Here is a 23,265-nt window from a genome sequence, read left to right on the forward strand (position 1 = left end):
TACTAGAATCAAGGAATAGAGGTGAATATTGGTGCGAATTTTTTCCAATGATTATTTCGAACTAATTTTGGAAAATGAAAAAGTGTTCATAAAAACGTTTAAAAAAGGATTCCCGCTGAAAGAACTTGATGAAATTGTTCGGGCCATTAATCGTCTAAAACTAACAAATTTTGTAAATTTAAAGAATGCTCTGGAAGAAGAAACTCCGGTACCGGTCGAAATTGGCCTTTGGCTGCCTCCGTTGGAAATCGATGTTTCGAAAGATAAAATGACGGCCCAACTGATAGTGCACGAATCAACAATATTGGAAAATGAAGTTCTTTTTTATAAGGAACTGAATGACTTATTGGAAAAAAAGAAAATCGTTCACGGGATCAAGCCGGTTGATATACATACAATAAGAATCGGGAAACCGACAGTTGTGGCTGAAGGGACGGCGCCGATCAAAGGCGAAGATGCCAAGGTGACCTATTTGCAACTGCCCGAGAGGAAACCGGTAATCCGTGAAGATGGGCGGGCCGATTACTTTGATATGAATTTCATTTTTGAAATCAATGAAAATGATTGGTTGGGGGAAAAAATTCCACCAAAACCCGGCATTGACGGGAAAAATATTTTTGGCGAAGAAGTTCCTGCTCCACCGGGAATGGACAAGCCATTGAAATATGATCGAAAGTCGGCTTACGAAAGGGAAGAAGACGGAAAGATCGTCATTCGCGCTTTAAGCAAAGGTGTCGTTGAAGAAAGGCAAGGCATATTGATTATTAATAATCATTTGCCGATCAATGGGGATGTGGGATTGGAAACGGGAAATATCGATTTTGACGGTTCGATCACCATTTCCGGCACCATCCAAAAAGGTTTTACGGTCATTGCCACCGGAGACATTTCCATTGAGGGGTTGGAAGGAGTGACGGGGGCAAAACTCATCCAATCGCGAGAGGGAGATATTTATATCAAAGGAGGCATCTTCGGCTTAGGCCAAACGACGGTAAAAGCGGGTGGCAGCATCTACGTCAAGCATGTCAATGAAGCCAATTTATTTGCAAAGAAGGAAATTGTCATCGGGTTTTATTCGTTGAACTCTTTTTTGCAAGCGGATTCAATTTTATTGGACGAACGCAAAGGGAAAATTATTGGAGGAAAAGCGATTGCGCGGAACAAAATTGTGACGGCCATATCCGGAAACCGGGTTGAACGGCGTACCGAGTTGATCATACAGTCACTCGACCGTCAAGAAGGCTATAAAACCATCCAACAAAAAGCGGCATTATTAAAATCGATGCAGGAAGAAATTTTAAAGTTATCGGAAAAAGTCGAAAAGCTTTCGGCGCTCAGGGACAGAATGAACCCGGCCCAATTACAATCCGTCAAGGAATTGAAAGAAGTGTTGGAAGACAAGAAGCAGCAGATGATCCAAATTGATCATGAAATCCAGGAACTGATGGAAAACCTGAAGTCGATGGGCAAAGGGGAAATTATTGTAAGGAAAGAAGCGTATCCGGGTACTTTTATTCAAATCGGCAATAAATCATCATTGTTAACGAATTTGACAAAAGGGCGGTTTGTCCTGGAATTGGGCGAACTGAATGTATAAAGCGTTCATTGAAGGATGATCCTTTCATTGAACGCTTTTTTCTATAATTTCTATAATAAATATTTCATTGTTTCATTTCCTTTGTATCCCCATTTTTTTGAAACCTTGGGGCCACTCTTCCTCTTTTTCGATCTCTATGCAATAAATAGCCGGCGAAAAAGCCGATTCCTATGATGCTGAAAATAAGCCCTGTCAAAAATTGAAGCCATAGCCACGGAAAAGGGGAAATTAAATTCCCGTACAGCGTATCCCTCATAAATTTGATTCCGGCGCCGGCAATCAATGCGGGGATCAGTAATACGATAAATGCAATTATTCGGGCCATGCCATTTACCTCCTTCGCAATTAATTCAATTGTACATTGTAAAAAAAACATGTCAAGATTCGACAAAGAAATGCCAATATTTCAGGGAATACTTTCATATAAATTATATTAATAATATATTTTTTCGAAAAGAATGAAAAATCAGAAAATTGGGAATTCAAGTTTTCTCAATGTTTCTAGTTGATAAATGTAAAAATAAAAAGTATTGTAAAGTAAAATAGTGTTTTTAAATAGAAAATTTTTAATTAAGTGAGAGAATTCATTCATTTCCGATTAGGAGGGAAAAACGATGGAAATCTTCAAGTACATGGAAAAATACGATTATGAACAATTGATTTTTTGCCATGATAAAAATTCAGGATTGAAAGCGATCATAGCCATACATGATACAACATTGGGTCCTGCTTTGGGCGGGGCACGCATGTGGCCTTACAAATCAGAAGAAGAAGCGATTGAAGATGCTTTGCGCCTTGCAAGAGGCATGACATATAAAAATGCGATCAGCGGCTTGAATCTTGGCGGCGGAAAAACGGTCATCATCGGGGATCCGGCAAAGGATAAAAACGAAGAAATGTTCCGTGCTTTGGGCCGTTTTATTCAAAGTTTGAACGGCCGCTATATTACAGCGGAAGATGTAGGAACAACGGTGGAGGATATGGATCTCATTTATGAAGAAACCGACTACGTTACTGGGATTTCACCGACTTATGGTTCATCCGGAAACCCTTCCCCTGTAACTGCTTACGGTGTCTATTTAGGAATGAAAGCCAGTGCGAAGGAAGCATTCGGTGATGATAGTTTGAGAGGAAAGCGCATCGCTGTGCAAGGCTTGGGGAATGTTGCTTATCACTTATGTAAGCACTTACATGAAGAAGGGGCAAAGTTGATTGTGACAGATATCAATCAAGATCGGGTGAAACGGGCGGTCGATGAATTTGGTGCGGAAGCGGTGGAACCGGAAGACATCTATAAACAAGAGGTGGATATCTTCTCCCCATGCGCTCTTGGGGCCATCATCAACGACGAAACCATTCCGCAATTGAAAGCGAAAGTCATTGCCGGTTCAGCCAACAATCAGCTGAAAGAATCCCGACATGGCCAAATTCTCCATGAGAAGGGCATCGTTTATGCTCCTGATTATGTCATCAATGCCGGTGGTGTCATCAATGTTGCGGATGAATTATACGGTTATAACAGGGAACGGGCGATGAAAAGGGTGGAAATGATCTATGATTCGCTGACGAAAATTTTTAGAATGTCGAAGGAGGAGAACATCCCGACTTATTTGGCCGCCAACCGCCTGGCGGAAGAACGCATCAGCAGCGTATTTAAGTCAAGAAAGCAATTTATGCAAAGAGAGAAAAACATTTTAAGCAAAAGACAATCTTAATCTATTACTCATGAATTTTCATTGGAGGGATGGCATTGGCTCGAGAATATGATTTAGTCGTTATCGGTGGAGGAACTGGGGGATATGTCGCAGCGATAAGGGCGGCCCAGCTTGGTTTAAAGACGGCCGTTGTGGAAAAAGAAAATCTTGGAGGAACATGCCTTCATAAAGGATGTATCCCGACAAAAACTTTCTTACGAAGTGCGGAAATGTTTCGGGAAGCGAAAAATGCAAGTCAATTTGGAGTGGAAATTTCAAACATCCATTTCAATCTTCAGCAGTTGCATGATCGGAAAAGAAAAGTTGTGGAGCAGCTGCATCAAGGAATCAAAGGGTTGATGAAAAAGGGGAAAATCGATTGTTATTACGGAACAGCGAGGCTATTGGGGCCATCCATTTTTTCTCCTATGGCAGGAGGGACGGTCTCTGTAGAAATGAATGATGGCTCAGAAAACGAAATGTTATTGCCGAAACATATCATCCTTGCAACCGGAGCCAAGCCGCGTCCTTTCCAAGGAATTGAATTTGACGGCAAGTCCGTGTTGAATTCCAATCAAATGCTGGAAATAGAACATCTTCCAAAATCTTTCCTCATTGTTGGTGGTGGCGTCATCGGCATTGAATGGGCATCCTGTTTGAACGATTTTGGCGTGGACGTCACAGTGTTGGAATATGGGGAACGCATTTTGCCTCAAGAAGATGTTTCCATATCGAGGGAAATGACGAAGCAGCTGGAGAAACGAGGCATTAAGATCGTGACGAATGCGGAGGTACTCCCTTCAACAATTGAAAGGAATGAAAAGGCCGTAAAGCTGAAAGCGAAAGTAAATGGCGAAGAAAAGCAATACGAAGGAGAGAAAATGTTAATTTCAATCGGCCGGATGGGAAATATTGATAATCTGGGGATTGAAAATACGGAAATTGAAATTGAATCTTCCTTCATCAAAGTCAACGATGTTTATCAGACAAAAGAAAAGCATATTTACGCAATAGGGGATTGTATTGGTGGCGCGCAGCTTGCCCATGTCGCCACGAGCGAGGCGCTTGCAGCGGTGGAACATATCGCCAATGGGAAGAAGAAAACGGTGAATTATCGAAACATTCCACGCTGTGTCTATTCCTTCCCGGAAGTCGCAAGCATTGGATTGACGGAAGAAGAGGCAAAATCAATGGATTACGATGTGAAGATAGGGACTTTTCCGTTCAAAGGGATCGGAAAGGCTGTTGTTCATGGGGAAACAGAAGGGTTTGTGAAAATCATTGCCGACAGCCAAACGGATGATTTGCTTGGCGTGCACATGATTGGACCTCAAGTGACGAATTTGATTTCGGAAGCCTCATTGGCATTCTTGTTAGACGCAACTCCATGGGAGATGGGGGAAACGATTCACCCGCATCCATCCTTAAGTGAAGTTTTATATGAAGCGGCCTTAGCGGTGGATGGGAAAGCGATTCACTTTTAACTTGTGTTCTAAGAAAGGGGAGAGTTTCAATGACAGATTTACATCATGCAGAGCTCGGCTTATCTGACAGCGATGTGTTGAAAATGTACGAAACAATGCTGCTTGCCAGAAGATTGGATGAGCGGATGTGGCTATTAAACCGCGCAGGAAAAATTCCCTTCGTCATTTCTTGCCAGGGCCACGAAGCGGCTCAGGTTGGAGCGGCATTTGCATTAGATCCGACAAGGGATTATATTGCCCCGTATTACCGGGATATGGGGGTTGTGTTGCACTTTGGCATGACACCGAGGGAATTGATGCTGTCAGCCTTTGCAAAGGCGGAAGATCCGAATTCAGGCGGCAGACAGATGCCGGGGCATTTTGGGTATAAAAAGAAACGGATTTTGACGGGTTCCTCGCCGGTTGCAACCCAAGTTCCCCATGCAGTCGGGGTGGCGCTTGCGGGTCGATTGCAAAATCAACATTATGTTTCCTTTGTGACCTTGGGAGAAGGTTCGACCAACCAGGGAGATTTCCATGAAGGAGCCAACTTTGCCGGCGTTCATAAATTGCCTGTCATTATAATGGTAGAAAACAATCAATATGCCATTTCAGTGCCGATCGATAAGCAGTTGGGGGGAAATGTGGCTGACAGGGCCCTCGGTTACGGAATGCATGGAGAATCGGTTGATGGAAAAAATCCTTTAGCCGTTTATAAAGTAATGAAGGAGGCAGTGGACAGGGCGTTACGGGGAGAAGGTCCGAGCCTGATTGAAGCGGTGACTTACCGCTTGACGAGCCATTCCTCCGATGATGATGACAAATATCGTTCCAGTGAAGAAGTTGCCCAAGGAAAAGCGAATGATCCATTGTTGCTATTCGGGAAATACTTAGTGGATGCCAATGTGGCGACAAAAGAAACCCTTGAGGAAATGAACGGCAAGGTGATGGAAATTGTAAATGATGCCACAGAATATGCGGAAAAAGCACCGTATGCTCCCCCGGAACATGCGTTGAAATATGTTTATTGGGAAGGGGATGAATAAAGATGGCGGTATTATCTTTCATTGAAGCGATACACTTGGCGATGAAGGAAGAAATGGAAAGAGATGAGAAAGTTTTCATTTTGGGCGAAGATGTCGGAAAAAAAGGCGGAGTGTTTAAAGCGACCCAGGGATTGTACGAACAATTTGGTGAATGGCGGGTGTTGGATACTCCCCTTTCTGAGAGTGCCATCGCCGGTGTGGCGATTGGGGCTGCAATGGTGGGAATGCGCCCGATTGCGGAAATGCAATTTGCCGATTTCATCCTTCCGGCGGTAAACCAGATTGTATCGGAAGCGGCGAAAATCCGTTATCGTTCCAATAATGATTGGAATTGCCCGATTGTCGTTCGCGCCCCGTACGGTGGAGGGATCCACGGCGCATTATATCATTCCCAATCTGTGGAAGCATTATTTGCCAATACACCCGGTCTGAAAATTGTCATCCCTTCGACTCCTTATGACGCAAAAGGATTGCTAAAAGCAAGCATCCGGGATGAAGATCCGGTTTTATTCTTTGAACATAAGCGGGCCTACCGGTTAATTAAAGGGGAAGTGCCGCTCGATGACTACGTGATTCCGATCGGGAAGGCGGATGTAAAAAGGGAGGGGGACGATATTACCGTTATAACGTATGGCCTTTGCGTCAATTATGCCCTCCAGGCAGCCGAACGACTGCAGGATGACGGAATCAGCGTCCATCTTTTGGATTTGCGGACTGTCTATCCTTTAGATAAGGAAGCGATTATTGAAGCGGCAACCAGAACCGGGAAAGTGCTCCTTGTGACGGAAGACAATAAAGAAGGCAGCGTCATGAGCGAAGTGGCAGCCATCATTGCGGAACATTGTTTATTTGATTTGGATGCACCTATTATGAGACTCGCTGGGCCGGATGTTCCAGCAATGCCTTATGCACCAACCATGGAAAGATATTTCATGATCAGTCCTGAAAAAATCGAACGGGCGATGCGGGAATTGGCCGCTTTTTAAAGGGGGGGAATCCATATGTCAGTAGAAAAAGTCATCATGCCCCAATTGGGGGAAAGTGTTACAGAAGGAACAATTGAAAAATGGCTAGTGAAGCCAGGAGATTTTGTAAAAAAATACGACCCATTGGCGGAAGTATTGACAGATAAAGTGAATGCGGAAGTGCCTTCCTCATTCACCGGTATTGTGAAAGAACTGATCGGAAACGAAGGGGAAACATATCCTGTCGGAACCGTCATCTGTACGATTGAAGTTGTGGAAGAAAAACAATCAAACATCAGCCAGGCCATTCACAATGCGACGATTTCCGATGCAAAAGTGAAAATCAATGAGCCGGATTATGGCGAACTCATTCCGAAGCAGAAAAACCGTTATTCTCCAGCCGTATTGAAACTGGCGGGCGAATATAACATTGATTTGGAACAAGTGACGGGAACCGGATTAAACGGCCGCATTACGAGAAAAGATATACTCAAGTTTATCGAGTCCCGGAAAGATGGAAGCCAATTTTCCGTCGCAAAGGAAACGGAAGCGGCAGCTGCAGAGTCCCATAAAACGATTCCGGCCAAAGCGGAAGCGGCATCAAAACCAATTCAAATTGAAAAGAATGCCGGAGATGTGGAAATTCCTGTCTCAGCCATTCGACGCTCCATTGCCAATAACATGGTGAGAAGCAAACAGGAAATTCCACACGCCTGGTTGATGATGGAAGTGGACGTGACAAATTTAGTCCGGTACCGTGACTCCATCAAGCAGCAATTCAAAGAAAAAGAAGGTTTCAATCTTACTTATTTCGCCTTTTTTGTCAATGCCGTTGCACAAGCGTTAAAAGAGTTTCCGATGCTCAATTCCGTTTGGGCCGGAGATAAAATTATCCAGAAGAAGGATATTAATATTTCCATTGCCGTTGCAACTGAAGATGCCCTTTATGTGCCGGTCATTAAAAATGCGGACGATAAATCCATCAAAGGAATTGCCAAGGAAATCAATGAACTATCCCAACACGTGCGGAATGGCACATTAAAGAGCGAACATATCCAAGGCGGAACTTTTACGGTCAATAATACAGGGTCTTTCGGTTCTGTCCAATCCATGGGCATTATCAACTATCCGCAAGCCGCCATTTTGCAAGTGGAAGCCATTGTAAAAAGGCCGGTCATCATCGATAATATGATAGCCATCCGGGATATGGTGAATTTATGCTTATCGATCGACCATCGAATTTTAGATGGATACGTTTGTGGCAAATTTCTTAATAGAGTAAAAAATATTCTCGAAAAAACGAATTATTTTGAAAAAACAGTTTATTAATAATTCCTGGAAGCCTTGCAAATCAAGGCTTTCTTTTATTTTTGTACTTTATTGGACAAGGTTTCTAATGTATTATAAGAATTATAAAAATTATAATAAAAGAAAAAAGGGGGAAGCTGTTTAGCGACAACTATGTCAAACAACATGAATGAAATTGAATTTCCTGCTGTTAGTTATGACGAGTGGAAAGAAACAGCAATAAAGTCATTAAAGGGGAAGCCATTTGAATCACTTTTCACGAAGACAATCGAGGGAATCACTTTACAACCGTTGTATACACAAGAAATGTTAATAGAAAAATTGGGGGATGAATTGGAAAAACAAGTTTCCACAATCCGTTCTTTAAAAGCATCCGATTCTGTACAAGCGGCTCAAACTATTTACGGGGATAATGAAGAACAATTTTTTGACCGTTTGAAAGACAGTGTCAAAAGAGGAAACGGCATCATTACAATCGATAGCAGAGTGCTTGAGTGGAATGATGAAAATTTAAACAAACTTGCGAAATACTTGGTGGAAACTCCATTTAAATTGCTTGTCGAAAGTGACCGCATTTTAGATGTATTCTCAAAAATTCCTGAAGCGGATCGGGAAAAAGTAAAAGGTTATGTTATTGCAAAAGATGCAGTTGAACTTGAAGGTTATCCGAATGTGCGCACATTTGCGGCTGACACGGTTCCATACCATTATGAAGGCGCGCATGTTGTGCAGGAATTGGCTCTTAGTTTAGCTCAGGCTGCAAAGTATGCGGAGAAGTCTGAATCCTTTGAATCCTTTGCCAATAAATTTTTCGTTCATTTCGCCATTGATACGCACTTTTTCCAAGAAATCGCAAAATTGAGAGCCTTTAAAGTTTTATGGAAAGCTTTTGCAAAGGCTTACAACGCAGAGGCCGTTCCGGTTCCGGTACTTGCTGAAACGTCTCTACGCAGTTTCTCAAAATACGATATTTACGTGAATTTATTGCGTGCCGGCAACGAGGCATTTGCCGCATTGATTGGCGGTGCGGATGCAATTACTGTTTACCCATATGATGTATTGACTAAACCTACGGATCAATCCATCCGTATTGCCAGAAACGTTGTATTGGTGTTAAAAGAAGAATCTTTTGTGGATGATGTATTGGATCCTGCAGGCGGTTCTTATTTCATTGAAACATTGACGAGAGAATATGTGGAAAAAGCTTGGGAATTATTCCTTCAAATTCAAGAAGCAGGCGGCATCGACGAGTTCGAAAAATCCGGAAAACTTCAATCAGCATTAGAAGAAGTTTACAAAACACGTATCCAACAAGTGGAAACGAGAAAACATTCATTAATTGGTACAAACATTTATGCAAACCCTGCGGATGAACTGCAAACGGAAACAAATCCGCTTTATGCCGACATTAAGCGACTTGCTGTGCCGTTTGAAACACTCCGTGAACAATACGCAAAAGCGAATCCAAAAATCGGCATCTTAACTTTCGGAAAATTAAAAGACTTCAAACCTCGTGCCGATTTTGTGGAAGGATTCTTTGCGACTGCCGGAGTTGTGCCAGTGGAATCCGGAGAAATCGAATCCATTGAAGAAGCAAAAAATTGGTTGCAACAAACGGATGCTGATTATGTAGTCATCGCCGCAACAAATGACCAAACAAAAGAAATCGTGCCTGCTTTATTGGAAGGCAAAAAAGAAAGTGTCATTTTGGATGTTGCAGGCAAATTCCCTGAAGAGGAACAAGAATGGCTATCTAAAGGATTAAACGGATTTATCTATCTCGGCCAAAATATTGTGGAGAAGCTCACTGCACTTCTTGAAAGCTTGAAGGAGGTACAACGATGAAAGCCAACTTTGAATCAGTGAATATACATGAAATATTGGACAATGAACAACTTCAACCTTCCCATACCTTCACAACAAACGAAGGAATTGAAGTGAAAGAATTTTATTCTAATGATGACATCAAAGAAGCGAAACATTTGAAAGATTTCCCTGGTATCGCTCCGAATACTCGCGGACCATATCCGACAATGTATGTAGCCCGTCCTTGGACAGTCCGCCAATATGCCGGATTCTCTACAGCGGAAGAATCCAATGCTTTCTATCGCAGAAATCTGGCGATGGGGCAAAAAGGTCTATCTGTTGCCTTTGACTTGCCTACTCACCGCGGTTACGACTCCGATCATCCCCGCGTAAAAGGGGACGTTGGGAAAGCGGGCGTTGCAATCGACTCCGTTGAAGATATGAAAATTTTATTTGACGGTATTCCATTGGATCAAATGTCCGTTTCCATGACAATGAACGGGGCGGTTATTCCGATTATGGCCTTCTACATTGTAGCGGCCGAAGAGCAGGGAGTCACACCGGAAAAACTTGCCGGTACAATCCAAAACGACATTTTGAAAGAGTATATGGTGCGTAATACGTACATATATCCTCCTGAAATGTCAATGAAAATCATTGCGGATATTTTCGAGTATACTAGTAAATTTATGCCAAAATTCAACTCAATATCCATTTCCGGATATCATATCCAAGAAGCCGGGGCTACAGCAGATATCGAGTTGGCTTACACGTTGGCAGACGGACTTGAATATGTTCGAACTGGTTTAAAAGCTGGCATTGATATCGATTCCTTCGCACCAAGACTATCTTTCTTCTGGGGAATCGGTATGAACTACTTCATGGAAGTGGCGAAAATGCGTGCCGCTCGCCGCATTTGGGCCCAAATGATGAGCACATTCAATCCGAAAAATCCAAAAAGTTTGGCACTTAGAACTCACTCCCAAACTTCCGGCTGGTCTTTGACAGAACAAGATCCATTCAACAACGTGACACGTACGTTGATTGAAGCCAATGCTGCGGCAATGGGCCATACGCAAAGCTTGCATACAAACGCCCTTGATGAAGCGATTGCGTTGCCAACAGACTTCTCAGCCCGCATTGCCCGCAATACGCAATTATTCTTGCAAGAAGAAACATTGATGACAAAAGTCATCGATCCATGGGGCGGTTCTTACTATGTTGAAAAATTGACAGATGAGTTGACAAAACGCGCTTGGGAATTAATTAAAGAAATCGAAGACCTTGGCGGCATGGCAAAAGCCATCGAAACAGGCTTACCAAAAATGAAAGTGGAAGAATCTGCCGCCAAACGCCAAGCAAAAATCGATTCAAAAGTGGAAACGATCGTCGGCGTGAACAAATATACGCTAGACTACGAAGAACCAATCGATATTTTGGATATCGATAATACCCTTGTACGTCAAAAACAAATTGAACGTATTAATAAAATTAAGGCAGAAAGAAATGAAGAAGAAGTGCAAAGACATCTTGAGCGCCTAACAAAAGCGGCTGCCACAGGAGAAGAAAATCTGCTTGCGGTTGCTGTAGATGCAGCAAGAGCCCGTGCGACACTTGGAGAAATTTCCGACGCCATCGAAAAAGTGTGCGGAAGACACCAAGCGGTGATCCGCTCTATTTCCGGCGTATATTCATCCAACTTCTCCGACAATGAGTTGATTGAACAAGTAAAACAAATGACGGAAGAATTCTTGGAAAATGAAGGCCGTCGTCCACGGATCCTGATTGCCAAAATGGGACAAGACGGACATGACCGCGGTGCGAAAGTCGTTGCAACAGGTTATGCGGATCTTGGTTTCGATGTGGATATTTCTCCATTATTCCTGACTCCGCAAGAAGCGGCCCAAATGGCGGTGGAAAATGACGTTCATTGCGTAGGTGTGTCTTCATTGGCAGCAGGTCACAAAACATTAGTGCCGGAATTGATAGAGGAATTGAAAAAATTGGGCAGAGAAGACATCATCGTCGTTGTCGGCGGAGTAATCCCTGCACAAGATTATGAATTCCTGTATGAAAATGGCGTATCTGCGATTTTCGGACCAGGTACAGTGATTCCTGTCGCTGCCATTAAGATCATTGGAGAAATTTATCGACGCTTAGGATATGAGGAAGTGTCCGAATGATGGAGGAAAAGAACGCTGAAGAGACTGCTTTGAATGTCATGAAAGGCGTTGAAAGCAAACATGACGGGATGACTTATGTCGCCCCAAAAAAGTTTCGTAAAAAGCAAAAACAGCAAATTGATATACAACAATTAGCGGGTGAAGTGCGCGAAGCAAAGCGCACTTCTCTTTCCAAAGCGATCACATTGATCGAAAGCTCCAATCCGGAACATAAAATTATGGCCCAACAACTGTTGCAAGAGCTGCTCCCCTATACAGGCAATAGTGTACGGATCGGCATCACCGGCGTTCCAGGAGCAGGAAAAAGCACTTTTATTGAAGCTTTCGGCACAATGCTCTGCAACATGGGAAAAAGGGTCGCAGTCCTTGCCATTGACCCGAGTTCCAGCATCTCCGGCGGAAGCGTTTTAGGGGATAAAACGCGGATGGAAAATTTGAGCCGGCATGAAAATGCTTTCGTTCGCCCATCTCCAAGCGCCGGCACTCTTGGCGGTGTGCATAAGAAAACGAGAGAAACGATGCTGCTATGCGAAGCGGCAGGATATGACGTGATCCTCATTGAAACGGTCGGAGTAGGGCAAAGTGAGACCTATGTGCGCGGAATGGTGGACTTTTTCCTTCTGCTTGTTTTGACCGGAGCAGGGGACGAACTGCAAGGAATGAAAAAAGGGATTATGGAATTGGCGGATGGAATTGTTGTCCATAAAGCGGATGGAGACAATGTGGAGAAAGCGAAAAATACGGTTCGGGAATACCGGAAAATTTTGCATTTCTTGCAACCATCCACTCCTGGTTGGGAATCCCAGGCCCTTGCTGTCTCTTCCTATGAAAAAACCGGATTAAAAGAAGTTTGGGAAATGATATTATCCTTCGAAAAACAAATGAAGGAATCCGGTTATTGGTATACGAGAAGAAGGGAACAGACTAGCGATTGGTTCTATTCCATGATTCATGACCATTTAATCGATTCGTTTTTCGGAAAGAAAGAAAACAAAGAATTGGTCAAGCAATTGGAAGAAGAAATTTTGCAAGGAAAACTGACGGTTACTCAAGGAATTCATCAATTATTTCCGGATTTTGGGTGATATTAAACCGTAATCCATGGAAAGATCATTTCAGTTCTTCCTTTTCTTATTTGCAATGACCTCTTTAGTCCTCTATGCTAAAATGTATAGTTGAAAGGAGAATGAATGACATGATGGATTACGATTTATTTATGCAGGAAATTATCAGAACAGCCCGTGCGGAAATAGAGAGTGCGGGATATGAGCAATTAAGAACGCCTGAAGAGGTGGAAAAAGCCTTTGCACGTCCTGGAACAACCCTTGTCATGATCAACTCTGTATGCGGTTGCGCGGGTGGCATCGCCCGTCCAGCGGCAGCAAATGCAATTCATTACGATAAACGCCCTGATCATCTAGTGACCGTTTTCGCGGGACAAGATAAAGAAGCGACAGCAGCGGCACGTGCGCATTTCGGTGAAGAGCATATCCCTTCATCCCCGGCTTTTGTTCTATTAAAAGACGGCAAAGTGGTGGCGGATATCGGCCGTCATGAGATTGAAGGGCATGATGTAATGTCTGTCATTACCAATTTGCAGGCTTATTTTGAGGAATATTGCGACGAAGTCTAATGTAACAATTAAAGAATCCGCATACTAAATGTTCTTAATAATAGTATTGCGGATTCTGCATTTTGTAATTTTTCTTGAAAAAGCGTCCTCTATTTTCAGAAATCATATAATTTTATTATTTTACGGAAAATTTTTAAATAGATCTGTTGTGATACAGTATAAAGATGGTTGAGGAAAATTTTTTTGAAATAAAAAATAGCGATTACTGACTTGTAATCGCTACCGGTTATTAGAAAAATGACAATCCGAATGCCAATGTTGAGAGTAACATAATTGCAATCATCGCATATACGACCACTTTTTGAATTTTTTTATTGCTCATTTTCTCGCTCTCTCCTTTTTTTCATATTTTTAGTTTATCAAATTTGAAAAATTTCTCAAGTACGTAGCGTAATTTTCGCAAATTCGCTACAATAGGTTATGTACTATAACAGAAGGGGTGTCATCATGGAAAATATCGATCATATAGGTATAGCCGTCAAAAACCTAGACGAATCAGTGAAATATTATACTGAAGTGTTAGGTTTAAAACTAGAAAGAATCGAAGAGGTTCCAACACAAAATGTGCGTGTGGCATTCATTGATGCCGGTAACGTCCATATTGAATTGTTGCAACCGTTAAGCGAAAAAGGAGCAATTTATAATCATATTGAAAAACGCGGCGAAGGAATTCAGCACATTTGTTTCAAAGTTGATAATATTCGCGAAAAAATGGCGGAATTAAAAGAAAAGGGAGTACGTCTTCTTTCTGAAGAACCAATTCCAGCTGCCGGTGGGGCAGAAGCATGTTTCATTCATCCAAAAGACAGTTTTGGAGTTTTATATGAACTATATGAAAAAAGTGGAAAAGGGGTTAATGAATAATGGACATGTTAGACAAAATTGATGAAATGTATGACCGAAAAAGAGAGATTTATTTAGGCGGTGGCGACAAACGTATTGCCAAACAGCATGAAAAAGGAAAACTTACTGCCCGCGAACGTATTGAATTATTGCTGGATGAAGGCACATTCGTGGAAATTAATCCTTTCATCGAGCACCGTGTAACGGATTTCGGCTTGGGCGAACAAAAAGGACCTGGTGACGGGGTTGTAACAGGTTATGGTAAAGTCAATGGACGCCCTGTATACTTATTTGCTCAGGATTTCACAGTGTTTGGTGGAGCACTAGGTGAAATGCATGCGAAAAAAATTGCGACAGTGATGGATTTGGCTGCTAAAAACGGTGCGCCATTCATCGGTATCAACGACTCTGGTGGTGCCCGCATCCAAGAAGGGGTACTTTCATTGGACGGATATGGTCATATTTTCTATCGCAACTCCATTTATTCCGGAGTGATTCCGCAAATTTCCGTCATCATGGGTCCTTGTGCTGGTGGGGCAGTATATTCTCCAGCGATTACAGACTTTATTTTAATGGTGGATAAAACATCCCAAATGTTCATTACAGGACCAAAAGTAATTGAAGCGGTAACAGGAGAAAAAATTTCGTCAGAAGATTTAGGCGGTTCAAAAGTGCATAACTCCATCAGCGGTAACGCTCATTTCCGTGCACCATCCGAAGAAGAAGCAATCCAACAAATCAGAAGATTGTTAAGCTACTTACCGCAAAGCTATAAAGAAAAAGCACCTCGCTTGCCACGTCCGGAAGGCGATGATTGGCGTCCTGAATTAATTGACGTTGTGCCAATCGAACCAACTCGTCCATATGATGTTCGTAAAGTAATTGAGCAAGTGGTGGATGAAGGTTCCTTCATGGAAGTGCATTCAGAATTTGCGAAAAACATCGTTGTTGGATTTGCACGCATTGGAGGTTATTCAGTAGGGCTTGTATGTAACCAGCCTAAAGCTTTAGCTGGAGGACTTGATATCGATTCATCCGACAAAGCGTCCAGATTCATTCGCACTTGCGATGCATTCAATATTCCAATCATCACATTTGAAGACGTATCCGGATTCTTCCCAGGCGTTAAACAAGAACACGGCGGTATCATCCGTCACGGTGCAAAAATCTTGTACGCTTACTCTGAAGCGACTGTACCAAAAATTACGGTCATTTTACGTAAAGCATACGGTGGCGCATACGTGGCATTGAACTCCAAATCAATCGGAGCCGACCTAGTATTTGCTTGGCCAAATGCAGAAATCGCTGTAATGGGTGCTGCTGGTGCGGCAAATATCATTTTTGCAAACGAAATTGCCAATTCCCCAGATCCAGAAAAAACACGCCAAGAAAAAATTGAAGAATATAAAGAAAAATTCGCAAATCCTTACGTTGCTGCTTCACTTGGAATGGTGGATGACGTCATCGATCCAAGAGAAACGCGCATTAAGTTAATTCAAGGATTAGAAATGCTTGAAAATAAAGAAGAATCAAGACCTAAGAAAAAACACGGAAATATTCCGCTATAATCCAATGAATACGAACATTTGTAGTACAGGCCAATCCCGGTTTGTACTACTTTTTTCTAAAAATTTTAAATAGGCTATCTATTTTGATACAAAAGAAAGCAAAAATCTTAATTTTGTAATGGCTGAAAGAAAAAATGAGTTGTCAAATTTTTAATTCTATTTAGAAAGATATAGAAATTTTTGAATCTATATGCTACAATACTATTAAATTTCAACAATTGAATATTCCATACGGTGCTAATGAAAATTAGCTTAATAGGGAAACTAGTGAAAATCTAGTGCGGTCCCGCCACTGTGAAGAGGAGCTCAAAATCAAATGCCACTGTGAAAATGGGAAGGCGATTTTGGAGCGATGAATCTAAGCCAGGAGACCTGCCGTATGGAGTGGATGGTAGTGTCCTACGAGGATAGGTACACGAATAGGCATCATACTAGCATTATGCGTATCGTTATGCCTTATTGTGGGACACTGCTAATTTAGCAGTGTTTTTTTATTATTCATATATTTTTTTAGGAGGGTTTTTATGAACATTTCGTTTAAAAAGCCAATTTATTTTTTAGCATTATTGTTGTTGGTTCCTAAGCCTGCCTTTGCTATGCACATCATGGAAGGTTTTTTGCCGGCAGAATGGGCTGTCTTTTGGTGGCTCGTAACATTACCTTTTCTAATAATAGGGTTAAAGAATATAAGCAATCTTATAAAGGTTCATTCTGAGACAAAATTATTGCTGGGTTTATCCGGAGCATTCGCATTCGTTTTATCCGCTTTAAAAATTCCTTCCGTTACAGGGAGTTGTTCTCATCCTACCGGGGTGGGTTTAGGAACGATTTTATTTGGACCTTTTGTAATGAGTGTTCTAGGTAGTATTGTTTTGCTGTTTCAATCATTGCTATTGGCGCATGGGGGGTTAACGACGCTTGGTGCCAATGCATTTTCTATGGCTGTTGCCGGTCCTTTTATTGCATATGGAGTATTTAAGGGGGCGCAAAAGATCGGTCTAACGTTTACATTTGCAGTCTTTTTGGCTGCCTCATTAGCTGATTTAGGCACTTACGTTATTACATCTATTCAACTTGCACTTGCTTTTCCCTCTGAAGTGGGTGGTATATTTGCTTCATTTGTCAAATTCGCTAGCGTCTTTGCAATTACTCAAATTCCTTTAGCGATTGTAGAAGGGTTGCTTTCAGTCATGGTGATGAATTTCTTGGTGAAATATAACGTAAATGAATTAAAGTTGCTTCAAGTGTTAAACAAAACTCAGGAGGCGAAATAGATGTTAAAAAATAACGCATTTATCTTATTTATTACGATAGCTTTGATTTGCATTCCGCTGATTTTCAATGGAAATGCAGAATACGGCGGTGCAGACGGGGAAGCGGAAGAATTGATCACAGAGCTGAACGAATCCTATAAACCTTGGTTTTCTAGTATATGGGAACCTCCTAGTGGTGAAATCGAAAGTTTATTATTCGTCTTGCAAGGAGCTGCCGGTGCTGGGTTTATCGGTTATTTTATAGGATATATGAGAGGCCGGAATAGGGGCGGAAATGCTGAGATACCGAAATGAGAATGCTGGAATTTTACGCTTATCATTCACCATTAAGAAACATACATCCGATTGAAAAAATAGTATTTGCATTGATTCCTTTAATACTTAATATCCTGTTTCAAAATATATACACGTCTTTATTCATATTTTTCATCATGGTTGTGATTACCATAATTTTTGGCAAAATTCCTGTTCGTATATATTGGAAGTTATTGTTAATTCCTGTCGCTTTTTTATTATCAAGTATACTGGTTATTTTACTTAGCTTTACCGAAAGCCCTTTAGAAGGAGCAATTTTTCAATCCATCATTGGTCCCGTTGTTATTTCAATCATGAAGGAAAGTATTGAAAAGGCCTTGACTTTATTTTCTGTTTCCTTATCGAGTATCAGTTGCTTGTACTTCTTAATCTTAACGACAACCATTCAGGATGTTCTGTTTGGTTTACAGTGCTTGAAAGTTCCGCAGGTTTTGTTGGATTTAATCGCATTAATCTATCGATTTATATTTTTATTTCTGGATTCAAGCAGGACAATATTTCTTGCACAAAAAGCAAGGTTGGGACATGGTTCATTTATCAAAACGATCAAGTCGATTGGACTTATTATTAGCGCTTTATTTGTTAAGGTATTCCATGAAATGAAAGATTTAAACAACGCAGTCAATGCAAGAAGTTTAAATGGTTATATGGCTGTTATTGCAAGAACAATTCCATTTTCAAGAAGCCGTTGGATATTCATTATGTTAATCAGTATATTAATTATCGCTTTTAATTTCACCGTTGGGAGAGCTGGTTGAATGAGTACTACTATTTTCGAACTGAGCGAAGTGTACTACCGTTATGAAGATGGGACTGAGGCTTTAAAAAATATCAATCTACGAATTGAACGAGGGAAAAAAATTGCTCTTTTAGGCAGCAATGGTGCAGGAAAGTCCACATTATTATTGCATTTAAATGGGTTGTTAAAACCAACATCCGGCACAATTTGCATCGATGGACAACCATTAACCTATTCGAGGAAAGAGTTGATCAATTTAAGACGTCGGGTAGGAATCGTTTTTCAAAATCCTGAAACCCAGTTGTTTAATGGGACGGTTCGAGATGACATATGTTATGGACCATATAATTTAAAGTTGCCGGAACGGGAACGAAAGACGTTAATTGAGAAAGCAATTATTCTGACAGACGTAGGTGAGTTGTTAGATAAACCGATTCATTTTTTAAGCGGTGGACAAAAAAAGCGGGTTTCCATCGCAGGTGTGCTTGCTATGGATCCTGAAGTCATCCTTTTTGATGAACCAACTGCATCTTTGGATATTTATTACACAAAGAAAATAAGGAAACTATTAGATGAACTTCATCGTGATGGGAGAACGCTTATTCTTTCTACTCACGATATTGATTTTGCCTATGAATGGGCTGACGAAGCAATTGTGATGCATCAAAGTGAAGTGTTATTTCAAGGTAATTTCTCTCAACTGTTTGAAGAACACAAAGATATTATTACTAAAGCAAATCTGGAAACATCAATAATATTCGAAATAGCGCAAATATTGAAAAATGGAGGAGTGAATTTACATACAATTGATTACCGTTCAAAAGAACAATTATTGGAAATTCTTAAAGATTATTTATTGAAGGTAACAATATAAATGGGGTGATGTCTTTGAGAGGAAAGCTATACATTGTCGGTTTTGGTCCAGGGGACGCTAATCACATTACATTTCGGGCAGTGGAAGCGATAAAAGCAAGTGATTATATCATTGGATACAAAACTTATGTGGAATTAATAAAAAATTTATTAAACGTCAAACAAAAAATTATAAGTACTGGGATGACGGAAGAAGTTTCACGTGCACAGGCTGCGGTAAAACTTGCGGAAGAAGGGCACCAGGTAGCGGTCATTTCTAGTGGAGATTCCGGTGTATATGGCATGGCCGGTCTCATTTATGAAGTACTCGTTGAACAAGGTTGGCATAAAGAGTCAGGGGTTGAAGTGGAAGTCATTCCTGGAATTTCTGCCATCAATTCTTGTAGTTCCCTACTCGGTGCCCCGATTATGCATGATTCATGCACAATCAGCTTAAGTGATCATTTAACACCATGGACAATTATCGAAAAAAGGCTTGAAGCAGCGGCAGCAGCTGATTTTGTGATTGCTCTATACAATCCGAAAAGCGGAAGAAGAACAAAACAAATCGTGGAAGCAAGACGGATATTACTAAAATATCGGTCACCGAATACACCGGTTGGACTTGTAAAAAGTGCTTATCGCGAAAGACAATCGATTATGATTACGACGTTGGATAATATGCTGGAACACGAGATTGGTATGCTCACAACAGTGATTATTGGAAACACCTCCACATTTGTATATGATGACTTAATGATTACGCCGAGGGGGTATCAACGAAAATATACGCTTGATCGCGAGGTACAACCATTGAAACCTCATGAACGATTGAAAAAAGAAGCAGAACCTTGGTCTTTGGAAAATTTGGAATCGAAGAAAAGAGAGTCAAAAAAAACCCCTTTTCAACTAGCATGCGAAGCAATTGCAATGCTGGACCGAAAGCCAAATTTCGTTGTTGAAAAAACAGACTATAAACCAGTTTTTGAGTTTGCCATAAGTCCTGGGGTGGCAAATAAACGATTCACCCCTGAGCAATTTAAGCTATTGGCTGAAGTTGTTGGTCATGAGGGAAGGATGGACTATTCAAGGGATCATCAGTTGCGGATAAGTATTCCAACTAATCATCCAGAACAAATTGTAGAACAATTATCAAATGTTGGTTTGCTGGTGATGCCTGTAGGAGATGTCATTACGGTGAAGGCTTGTGATTTTTGTGATGGTGAAAAAAAGGATTCGATACCGTACGCTGAAAAGCTGCAACAGAGATTTGGAGGAAAAGCTGTGCCGAAAGAATTAAAAATCGGCATTAATGGATGTGGGATGGCATGTTACAACGCCGTTATGGAAGATATCGGAATCGTATATCGAAAAGGAAAATTTGATGTGTTTTTAGGTGCAAAACCGGTAGGACGCACCGCACATCCGGGTCAATTGATTGAAGAGGGGTTGGAAGCTGAAAAATTAGTCGAATTAATCGAAAAACTGATTGTTGAATATAAAGAAAATGCTCATCCAAATGAACGATTATTTAAATATTTTAAACGGAAAAAAGTGCTGGCAGGGTACAAATATCAAGATAATGAGCCAAAGCTCAATTTGCAGCCGATCCCTTGTGCAGATTAGGAGGATAACATGACGAAAGCTATTTTATTTGTAGGACATGGAAGTAAGCTTGAAGCAGGGAATGAAGAAGTAAGAGAATTTGTAAAGCAAACAAGAGAATTAATTGATTCAAGTCTACTAGTAGAAACATGTTTTTTAGAATTTGCTGAACCAACGATTTCTCAAGGTATTAAGATTTGCATCGAAAAAGGTGCCAGTGAAATCTATGTAATGCCGATCATCTTGCTCCATGCAGGACATTCTAAAATTCATATTCCCGCAGAAATTGTAGAGGCGCAAGAAAAATATCCCCATGTGAAATTTACTTATGGTGAAGTTGTGGGAATTCATGAAGATATTTTTCAAATTTTACTGGAACGTCTACAAGAAATCGGTTTTGATACCCAGGCAAAACATGAAGATACAGCCATTTTATTAATTGCCCGGGGAGGAAGCGATGAATATGCCAATGGTGATTTTTTCAAGATTACAAGACTGCTATGGGAGAAGTTAAATGTTCAAGTAGTGGAAGGAGCTTTTATGGGAGTGACAGAACCATTGGTTGAAGAAGGGATTGAACGATGTATAAAGCTTGGTGCTAAAAAAATCATCATGCTTCCATATTTTCTATTTACGGGCATATTAATGGAGCGGATGAAATCCTATTGTGAACGCTTCAAAGAACAATATCCCGAAATAAACATTGAAATTGCCCATTATTTTGGATACCATCCCCGATTAAAATCTGTCATTATTGAACGAATGGTACAAGCATTATCCGGGCATTCGAACGGTGATAAAGATATACAAAATGTTCAAAAGTTAATGGAAAAGGGGCTCATTTCCCACCATCACCATCACCATGAGCATGAACATGAACATCACCATGGTCATAAACATCATCATCATGATTACAAAGGTTGTAACGTCCAACTTGATGAAAAAATGGAAGTGAAACCATGATTTTATTTCTTGCTGGGACAAGTGATGCACGTGAATTGGCTGTTTTGTTAAAAAAGGAAGGCTTCCCCCTAATGGCTACCGTAGTAACAGAATCTGCAGCCAAAAGTCTTGTTGATAAAGGCATAGAAGTAAAAGTTGGTAGATTAAATTATGAAAAAATGTACGAATTTTCAAGGGAAATCGGGGTGACAATGATTGTAGATGCCAGTCATCCCTTTGCCGAAGAAGCACATAAAACGGCAAAATGGGTTGCCGAACAATTAAATATCCCCTATATCCGCTATGAGAGGGAAAAATTGCAGCTTGAACAGGATTTTATCAAATTTGTTTCATCCTATGAAGAGGCAGCGGAACTTGCAGCAAAGAAAAAAGGAGTTGTCATGCTCACAACAGGCAGTAAAACGCTGGAAATCTTCGCAAATAAATTATTGCCGCTGAATGATGTTCGCGTGATTTGCAGAATGCTTCCCCGAATCGATAATATGCAAAAATGCGAGCAGCTCGGCTTCCCCCAAAAAAATATAGTGGCAATGCAAGGCCCTTTTTCAAAAGAGTTGAATATTGCCTTATTTAAGCATTTCGGTGTGACACTCATGATTACAAAAGAAAGCGGCAAAGTTGGTGCGGTCGATGAAAAAATAGAAGCTGCAAAGGAACTTGGGATTGAAACGATTGTCATTAAAAGGCCAATTATACAATTTGGTCATGTATTTAGTGAAATGGAGGAAATTGTAAATTGGATAAAAAATCAAAGAAATGAGGGTGCATTATGAATTTTAAACCGATTACGGTAGATCCGGATAAGATTTATGATTATAGTTTTGCCATTATCGAAGAAGAAATGGGAGAACATCACTTTTCAGACATGGAATGGCAAGTTGTTCGCCGAATCATCCATGCTTCGGCTGACTTTGAATTAGGAAGAAGTGTTGTATTTTCACATGGTGCTGTTGAAGCGGGCGTTAAAGCAATCCGGGAAGGAAAACATGTAATTGCCGATGTCCAAATGATTGTCAGCGGCTCAGGACGGAAACGATTCCAAAAATATGGCGGAGATCTGCATTGTTATATCAGTGATGAAGATGTGTCACAAGAAGCGAAAGAAGAGGGAGTTACTCGGGCTATTATGTCAATGAGAAAAGCCGCTCGTGAACATGAAGGAGGTATATATGTAATAGGCAATGCACCTACTGCATTGTTGGAATTAATTCGTCTTGTTAAGGAAGGCATTGCAAAACCTGACTTAATCATCGGGATGCCTGTTGGCTTTGTTTCAGCAGCTGAGTCGAAGGAGGAGCTGTTGAAACTCGAAGGGATTCCATATATTACGAATATCGGCCGTAAAGGCGGCAGCACTGTAACCGTAGCTGCTTTAAATGCTATTTCAATATTAGCTGATCAGGTGTAAGGG

The 23,265-nt window shown here is 41.1% G+C and carries 22 protein-coding genes and 1 riboswitch; of the genes, 20 read left to right on the forward strand and 2 right to left on the reverse strand.

Annotated features, from left to right (window positions below; all coding sequences use genetic code 11):
• The first annotated feature begins 31 nt into the window (after positions 1–31).
• On the forward strand, positions 32–1,597 hold the full coding sequence (locus tag NST13_RS02725; RefSeq protein ID WP_342581808.1) for a FapA family protein: 1,566 nt from the start codon (positions 32–34) through the stop codon (positions 1,595–1,597).
• 64 nt (positions 1,598–1,661) lie between these two features.
• Here NST13_RS02725 and NST13_RS02730 read toward each other — a convergent pair whose 3' ends face one another.
• Positions 1,662–1,922: a DUF2627 domain-containing protein gene (locus NST13_RS02730; RefSeq protein ID WP_342581348.1), complete on the reverse strand. Its 261-nt coding sequence runs from the start codon at positions 1,920–1,922 to the stop codon at positions 1,662–1,664.
• A 289-nt stretch (positions 1,923–2,211) separates the two neighbouring features.
• Between NST13_RS02730 and NST13_RS02735 the strand changes: the two genes are divergently transcribed.
• The 9 genes from NST13_RS02735 to NST13_RS02775 all read left to right on the forward strand — a co-directional run bounded on the left by NST13_RS02735 (position 2,212) and on the right by NST13_RS02775 (position 13,695).
• On the forward strand, positions 2,212–3,312 hold the full coding sequence (locus NST13_RS02735; RefSeq protein WP_342581349.1) for a Glu/Leu/Phe/Val dehydrogenase dimerization domain-containing protein: 1,101 nt from the start codon (positions 2,212–2,214) through the stop codon (positions 3,310–3,312).
• A gap of 35 nt (positions 3,313–3,347) precedes the next feature.
• On the forward strand, positions 3,348–4,775 hold the full coding sequence (gene lpdA, locus NST13_RS02740; RefSeq protein WP_342581350.1) for a dihydrolipoyl dehydrogenase: 1,428 nt from the start codon (positions 3,348–3,350) through the stop codon (positions 4,773–4,775).
• Positions 4,776–4,804: 29 nt separating this feature from the next.
• The gene (locus NST13_RS02745; RefSeq protein ID WP_342469522.1) at positions 4,805–5,800 is read left to right on the forward strand and encodes a thiamine pyrophosphate-dependent dehydrogenase E1 component subunit alpha; all 996 of its coding nucleotides are present in this window, start codon (positions 4,805–4,807) and stop codon (positions 5,798–5,800) included.
• A 2-nt stretch (positions 5,801–5,802) separates the two neighbouring features.
• Positions 5,803–6,786 (forward strand): alpha-ketoacid dehydrogenase subunit beta, encoded by a 984-nt coding sequence (locus NST13_RS02750; protein WP_342469521.1) that lies wholly within the window; start codon positions 5,803–5,805, stop codon positions 6,784–6,786.
• A 15-nt stretch (positions 6,787–6,801) separates the two neighbouring features.
• Positions 6,802–8,094: a dihydrolipoamide acetyltransferase family protein gene (locus NST13_RS02755; RefSeq protein WP_342581351.1), complete on the forward strand. Its 1,293-nt coding sequence runs from the start codon at positions 6,802–6,804 to the stop codon at positions 8,092–8,094.
• Positions 8,095–8,226: 132 nt separating this feature from the next.
• Entirely contained in the window at positions 8,227–9,918 is a 1,692-nt protein-coding gene (locus tag NST13_RS02760) for a methylmalonyl-CoA mutase family protein (protein ID WP_342581352.1), read from the forward strand.
• Entirely contained in the window at positions 9,915–12,062 is a 2,148-nt protein-coding gene (gene scpA / locus NST13_RS02765) for a methylmalonyl-CoA mutase (protein WP_342581353.1), read from the forward strand. The genes NST13_RS02760 and scpA overlap by 4 nt, the downstream gene beginning before the upstream one ends.
• Entirely contained in the window at positions 12,059–13,147 is a 1,089-nt protein-coding gene (gene meaB / locus NST13_RS02770; protein WP_342581354.1) for a methylmalonyl Co-A mutase-associated GTPase MeaB, read from the forward strand. The genes scpA and meaB overlap by 4 nt, the downstream gene beginning before the upstream one ends.
• 101 nt (positions 13,148–13,248) lie before the next feature.
• A complete protein-coding gene (locus NST13_RS02775) occupies positions 13,249–13,695 on the forward strand; it encodes a BrxA/BrxB family bacilliredoxin (protein WP_342469516.1) in 447 nt (148 codons plus the stop codon).
• A 229-nt stretch (positions 13,696–13,924) separates the two neighbouring features.
• Here the strand turns inward: NST13_RS02775 and prli42 are convergent, their stop codons facing one another.
• Entirely contained in the window at positions 13,925–14,017 is a 93-nt protein-coding gene (prli42, locus tag NST13_RS02780; RefSeq protein ID WP_342469515.1) for a stressosome-associated protein Prli42, read from the reverse strand.
• A gap of 125 nt (positions 14,018–14,142) precedes the next feature.
• Here prli42 and mce point away from each other — a divergent pair, with 125 nt between their 5' ends.
• From mce to NST13_RS02830, 10 genes are all read left to right on the forward strand, one after another.
• The gene (mce, locus tag NST13_RS02785; protein ID WP_342469514.1) at positions 14,143–14,559 is read left to right on the forward strand and encodes a methylmalonyl-CoA epimerase; all 417 of its coding nucleotides are present in this window, start codon (positions 14,143–14,145) and stop codon (positions 14,557–14,559) included.
• Complete coding sequence (locus NST13_RS02790) at positions 14,559–16,106, forward strand: acyl-CoA carboxylase subunit beta (protein ID WP_342581355.1); 1,548 nt, start codon at positions 14,559–14,561, stop codon at positions 16,104–16,106. The genes mce and NST13_RS02790 overlap by 1 nt, the downstream gene beginning before the upstream one ends.
• Before the next feature lie 215 nt (positions 16,107–16,321).
• Positions 16,322–16,501, forward strand: a riboswitch (cobalamin riboswitch).
• A 129-nt stretch (positions 16,502–16,630) separates the two neighbouring features.
• Complete coding sequence (locus NST13_RS02795) at positions 16,631–17,380, forward strand: energy-coupling factor ABC transporter permease (RefSeq protein WP_141600772.1); 750 nt, start codon at positions 16,631–16,633, stop codon at positions 17,378–17,380.
• Positions 17,381–17,674, forward strand: a complete 294-nt coding sequence (locus NST13_RS02800; RefSeq protein ID WP_141600771.1) for an energy-coupling factor ABC transporter substrate-binding protein — start codon at positions 17,381–17,383, stop codon at positions 17,672–17,674.
• A complete protein-coding gene (gene cbiQ / locus NST13_RS02805; protein WP_342581356.1) occupies positions 17,671–18,453 on the forward strand; it encodes a cobalt ECF transporter T component CbiQ in 783 nt (260 codons plus the stop codon). Before NST13_RS02800 ends, cbiQ begins: the two co-directional genes overlap by 4 nt.
• Positions 18,454–19,308 carry an ABC transporter ATP-binding protein gene (locus tag NST13_RS02810; RefSeq protein WP_342581357.1) on the forward strand — a complete coding sequence of 285 codons (855 nt, stop codon included), beginning with the start codon at positions 18,454–18,456 and terminating at the stop codon, positions 19,306–19,308.
• An 8-nt stretch (positions 19,309–19,316) separates the two neighbouring features.
• Positions 19,317–20,912, forward strand: a complete 1,596-nt coding sequence (gene cobJ, locus NST13_RS02815) for a precorrin-3B C(17)-methyltransferase (RefSeq protein ID WP_342581358.1) — start codon at positions 19,317–19,319, stop codon at positions 20,910–20,912.
• A gap of 9 nt (positions 20,913–20,921) precedes the next feature.
• Positions 20,922–21,854: a sirohydrochlorin chelatase gene (locus NST13_RS02820; protein ID WP_342581359.1), complete on the forward strand. Its 933-nt coding sequence runs from the start codon at positions 20,922–20,924 to the stop codon at positions 21,852–21,854.
• Positions 21,851–22,627, forward strand: a complete 777-nt coding sequence (gene cobK, locus NST13_RS02825; protein WP_342581360.1) for a precorrin-6A reductase — start codon at positions 21,851–21,853, stop codon at positions 22,625–22,627. The genes NST13_RS02820 and cobK overlap by 4 nt, the downstream gene beginning before the upstream one ends.
• Complete coding sequence (locus NST13_RS02830) at positions 22,624–23,262, forward strand: precorrin-8X methylmutase (RefSeq protein WP_342581361.1); 639 nt, start codon at positions 22,624–22,626, stop codon at positions 23,260–23,262. Before cobK ends, NST13_RS02830 begins: the two co-directional genes overlap by 4 nt.
• Positions 23,263–23,265 lie beyond the last annotated feature (3 nt).

The sequence above is a fragment of the Ureibacillus sp. FSL W7-1570 genome (genome assembly GCF_038593265.1).
Lineage (GTDB): Bacteria > Bacillota > Bacilli > Bacillales_A > Planococcaceae > Ureibacillus > Ureibacillus suwonensis.

What these genes read in the sequence shown, in the direction of transcription:
- NST13_RS02730 (WP_342581348.1), bottom strand. Translation starts at nt 1,922, where the DNA reads ATGGCCCGAATAATTGCATTTATCGTATTACTGATCCCCGCATTGATT.
- NST13_RS02735 (WP_342581349.1), top strand. Translation starts at nt 2,212, where the DNA reads ATGGAAATCTTCAAGTACATGGAAAAATACGATTATGAACAATTGATT.
- NST13_RS02745 (WP_342469522.1), top strand. Translation starts at nt 4,805, where the DNA reads ATGACAGATTTACATCATGCAGAGCTCGGCTTATCTGACAGCGATGTG.
- NST13_RS02750 (WP_342469521.1), top strand. Translation starts at nt 5,803, where the DNA reads ATGGCGGTATTATCTTTCATTGAAGCGATACACTTGGCGATGAAGGAA.
- NST13_RS02755 (WP_342581351.1), top strand. Translation starts at nt 6,802, where the DNA reads ATGTCAGTAGAAAAAGTCATCATGCCCCAATTGGGGGAAAGTGTTACA.
- NST13_RS02760 (WP_342581352.1), top strand. Translation starts at nt 8,227, where the DNA reads ATGTCAAACAACATGAATGAAATTGAATTTCCTGCTGTTAGTTATGAC.
- scpA (WP_342581353.1), top strand. Translation starts at nt 9,915, where the DNA reads ATGAAAGCCAACTTTGAATCAGTGAATATACATGAAATATTGGACAAT.
- meaB (WP_342581354.1), top strand. Translation starts at nt 12,059, where the DNA reads ATGATGGAGGAAAAGAACGCTGAAGAGACTGCTTTGAATGTCATGAAA.
- NST13_RS02775 (WP_342469516.1), top strand. Translation starts at nt 13,249, where the DNA reads ATGAATGACATGATGGATTACGATTTATTTATGCAGGAAATTATCAGA.
- prli42 (WP_342469515.1), bottom strand. Translation starts at nt 14,017, where the DNA reads ATGAGCAATAAAAAAATTCAAAAAGTGGTCGTATATGCGATGATTGCA.
- mce (WP_342469514.1), top strand. Translation starts at nt 14,143, where the DNA reads ATGGAAAATATCGATCATATAGGTATAGCCGTCAAAAACCTAGACGAA.
- NST13_RS02790 (WP_342581355.1), top strand. Translation starts at nt 14,559, where the DNA reads ATGGACATGTTAGACAAAATTGATGAAATGTATGACCGAAAAAGAGAG.
- NST13_RS02795 (WP_141600772.1), top strand. Translation starts at nt 16,631, where the DNA reads ATGAACATTTCGTTTAAAAAGCCAATTTATTTTTTAGCATTATTGTTG.
- NST13_RS02800 (WP_141600771.1), top strand. Translation starts at nt 17,381, where the DNA reads ATGTTAAAAAATAACGCATTTATCTTATTTATTACGATAGCTTTGATT.
- cbiQ (WP_342581356.1), top strand. Translation starts at nt 17,671, where the DNA reads ATGAGAATGCTGGAATTTTACGCTTATCATTCACCATTAAGAAACATA.
- NST13_RS02810 (WP_342581357.1), top strand. Translation starts at nt 18,454, where the DNA reads ATGAGTACTACTATTTTCGAACTGAGCGAAGTGTACTACCGTTATGAA.
- cobJ (WP_342581358.1), top strand. Translation starts at nt 19,317, where the DNA reads ATGTCTTTGAGAGGAAAGCTATACATTGTCGGTTTTGGTCCAGGGGAC.
- NST13_RS02820 (WP_342581359.1), top strand. Translation starts at nt 20,922, where the DNA reads ATGACGAAAGCTATTTTATTTGTAGGACATGGAAGTAAGCTTGAAGCA.
- cobK (WP_342581360.1), top strand. Translation starts at nt 21,851, where the DNA reads ATGATTTTATTTCTTGCTGGGACAAGTGATGCACGTGAATTGGCTGTT.
- NST13_RS02830 (WP_342581361.1), top strand. Translation starts at nt 22,624, where the DNA reads ATGAATTTTAAACCGATTACGGTAGATCCGGATAAGATTTATGATTAT.